Source organism: Leisingera sp. F5 (assembly GCF_001593695.1).
In genome coordinates, this window is the sequence record NZ_LUKH01001310.1 from 1 (window position 1) to 1123 (window position 1123).

The window sequence follows — 1123 nt, forward strand, 5'->3', positions numbered from 1 at the left end:
TACGGAATCACGAAGGGGCAGCTTTGCGGTTTTCCAAGCTCAGGCTGAACGGCTTCAAAAGCTTTGTTGATCCTACCGAACTGGTCATTGCCGATGGGCTGACAGGGGTTGTGGGTCCAAACGGTTGCGGCAAATCCAATCTTCTCGAGGCTTTGCGCTGGGTGATGGGCGAGACCCGCGCCAAGGCGATGCGCGGCGGCGGCATGGAGGATGTGATCTTTGCCGGCACGTCCTCGCGGCCGGCGCGCAACTTTGCCGAGGTGAGCCTCAACATCGACAACTCCGAACGGCTGGCGCCCTCGGGCTTCAATGAGGCCGACGGTCTGGAGATCGTGCGCCGCATCACCCGCGATGTGGGGAGCGCCTACAAGTCCAACGGCAAGGACGTGCGGGCGCGCGATGTGCAGATGCTGTTTGCCGATGCTTCCACCGGCGCGCATTCGCCGGCGCTGGTGCGGCAGGGCCAGATCGCCGAGCTGATCAACGCCAAGCCCAAGGCGCGGCGGCGGATTCTGGAAGAAGCGGCAGGGATCTCGGGCCTGTACCAGCGGCGCCACGAGGCGGAGCTGAAGCTGAAGAACACCGAGGCCAACCTGCTGCGTGTCGATGACGTGATCGAGCAGCTGGCCGCGCAACTGGCGCAGCTGGCAAAGCAGGCGCGGCAGGCGCAGCGCTACCGCGAGATCGGGGAGAAGCTGCGGCTGTCAGAGGGCATGCTGCTGTACCGCCGATGGCGCGAGGCGGATGGGGCGCGGCTGGCCTCAGAGGATGAGCTGCGGGTGCGGGTCGAGCAGGCCGCCAAGGCCGAGGCGCTGGTGCGTGCCGCGGCCACTCAGCGCGGCACGTTTGAGGAAAAGCTGCCTCCTCTGCGCGAGGAGGAGGCCATCGCAGCCGCCATCCTGCAGCGGCTGGTGGTGCAGCGCGACTCGCTGGGCGACCAGGAGGCGCAGGCGCGCCAGACCATTGAGCGGCTCAGCAGCCGTGTTGTGCAGCTGAGCAACGACATCGAGCGCGAGGCGGGGTTGAACAAGGACGCCGGCGAAACCATCGAGCGGCTGGAATGGGAGCAGCGCGAGCTGTCCAAGGCCGGTGACGGGCATGACGGCAAGATGGCCGAAGCCGC

Annotated in this window: 1 protein-coding gene; it reads left to right on the forward strand. The window is 66.6% G+C overall.

The genetic code is table 11. The features are described 5' to 3' along the window. Nucleotides 1–23: 23 nt before the first annotated feature. The coding region (locus tag A2I95_RS41030; protein WP_291738030.1) for an AAA family ATPase at nt 24–1123 on the forward strand (1100 nt) is incomplete at its 3' end.